This is a genomic window from Klebsiella sp. HMSC09D12 (assembly GCF_001808475.1).
Lineage (GTDB): Bacteria > Pseudomonadota > Gammaproteobacteria > Enterobacterales > Enterobacteriaceae > Klebsiella > Klebsiella oxytoca.
The window spans coordinates 1-1889 of the sequence record NZ_KV793425.1 but is presented as its reverse complement, the minus strand read 5'-3'; the positions used below and the strand labels follow the sequence as shown (position 1 = coordinate 1889).

At 42.8% G+C, this 1889-nt stretch carries 2 protein-coding genes; both read right to left on the bottom strand.

Annotation, left to right across the window (positions count from 1 at the left end; genetic code table 11):
* Window positions 1-223 precede the first annotated feature (223 nt).
* Complete coding sequence (locus HMPREF3178_RS05390; RefSeq protein ID WP_048335632.1) at window positions 224-772, bottom strand: thioredoxin fold domain-containing protein; 549 nt, start codon at window positions 770-772, stop codon at window positions 224-226.
* 186 nt (window positions 773-958) lie between these two features.
* Complete coding sequence (locus HMPREF3178_RS05385; protein ID WP_070585050.1) at window positions 959-1564, bottom strand: GNAT family N-acetyltransferase; 606 nt, start codon at window positions 1562-1564, stop codon at window positions 959-961.
* Window positions 1565-1889: the final 325 nt, after the last annotated feature.

The window sequence follows — 1889 nt, the reverse complement described above, 5'->3', positions numbered from 1 at the left end:
ACTTACCCGAAATCTGATTTATTCAACAAAGCCTTTCGTACTTGCAAATTCTTGCTAAAGAAGGATTATCAGGATTTGAGGATGCGTTCCATCTTTGTTCAACTTGTGATATGAAATGATGGTTTCTCGTAGTATTAATTAAATCAATCATTATAAATGTCCTGTAAATAAATCTACTAAGTACAACTCTGAAATTCGTTAAAATCCAGACTTGCCAGTCCCTCTACTGGAGTTCTGCGAGAATTTTTTCCGGAGAAACACTACCAAGGAAAGTATGGACAGACGGCTCCAGCACAACCATCGCAGGCGTGGCGGTAACCCCGAGACGGTCTGCAAGCTCAGACTGTTTAATCACCAGATTTTTACATTTTTCTGAACTGGTGTTGTCTGGCAAAAAACCGGCCATCGCATTTTGAAAACTTTTCTGGCGATCGGATGCACACCAGACTCTCCCCATATCTTCTATGACAGAGTCTTTGATGGATGACGGCACCACAGTCACAAATGACATAGTGAGCCCTGCATCCGTGTACTTTTTGATATTTTTCACAACATAGCTGCAATAAACACACTGATTTTCAACAAAAACTAATAATTTATGCTTTTCAGCTTTTGCCTGGAAGGTAACGGGCTCCAGCTCAGCTAAGGAGCGTGATATATCTTCATAGGCCATCTGTGGCGTTAAATCTGAAGTCGGAGCTGCTGAAACTCCGCAGCTGAAACTGGCTACCGTAAAAATGCCTGCAGTTAATGCTTTAATACAAAAGCGCATGATTTCCTTTTCCTCATCCCTGATTACCTTCAGGTTGTCAACGTCTGGTTCATGTCACAGTTAACGCCTTTTTTTTCATCAGGAAAAGAAAAACTTTTCAGGGTGCATCATTTCAAAAGCAGTCGTTAAATTCTCGTATCAAAACATCGAAAGCTTCTTTATGCCGCTTCAGCGGCATAAAGGGGATCATTTTTTGGCTGATACTATGGCCTGTATGATGTTATCAATGTCGCTATCGTTCAGCATGAAGATGGGAAAGCCATTAGTCTCGCCACTATTATCAGTGCTCATTACGCAAAGACCTTCATACATACCGCGAGTTTTCGTGAAACCCGCGTCTGATGGCGTAGTGAAATTTCCTTTAAAGTGCATACCGGCAGATTCGTAAAACGGAATCAGATCAGGCGAGCAAACCAGGCCAACTTCATTTGGAAGGCTAAGAATTCCGGTCAGCATCTGGCTACCAATTCCATTACCACGATATTGCTCATACACATAAATTTTATGGCAGTACAACGAATAGTTTGCCGATGGATGCCCAAAAATTAAGGAATACCCAAACAAGGTTCCTTCATCAGCGGCCCCCATGATGCGTAAATGTCCGACACGGTAACACTCTTCAAATACGCCAATGATGTAGTTACGAGCGGCCATTACTTCTTCCTCGGTCGCAAACATCATCATCCCCATCAGAGTGGGAGTACCGATCAGATCCTGAAGAATCCCATTGGCTTCATTTTCAAAGATTAAGGGTAAGTGCCGTTCTATCTCATTTGCTGCGGTATCTGTCATACAAAGAGCCCTTCGTTATTTTTTAAAGCCTGATATTAGCAGAGAAACGGATAGAGATATGAGGTGAATAACTGATATTTATCCTGCTAGGATAAGGGGTTTTGTTGTGGCTCGATTGTCCGATTAGAAAAAATAAAAGTAAAATGGCATATCGCGCGGGAGTACACCCCATTGCTATATGTAAGCCTGTTCAAAAAGCAGACGTACCGTACAATAATTCTCTATATCCAAACTGATCCCTAAAGGCGCCAGCTGAAGTTGAATGGGATACTGCGGGAAAATGGCGCCGTCGCCCGGCGCAGCCGGCTGCTGTTTTGACAGGTTC

What these genes read in the sequence shown, in the direction of transcription:
- HMPREF3178_RS05390 (WP_048335632.1), bottom strand. Translation starts at nt 772, where the DNA reads ATGCGCTTTTGTATTAAAGCATTAACTGCAGGCATTTTTACGGTAGCC.
- HMPREF3178_RS05385 (WP_070585050.1), bottom strand. Translation starts at nt 1,564, where the DNA reads ATGACAGATACCGCAGCAAATGAGATAGAACGGCACTTACCCTTAATC.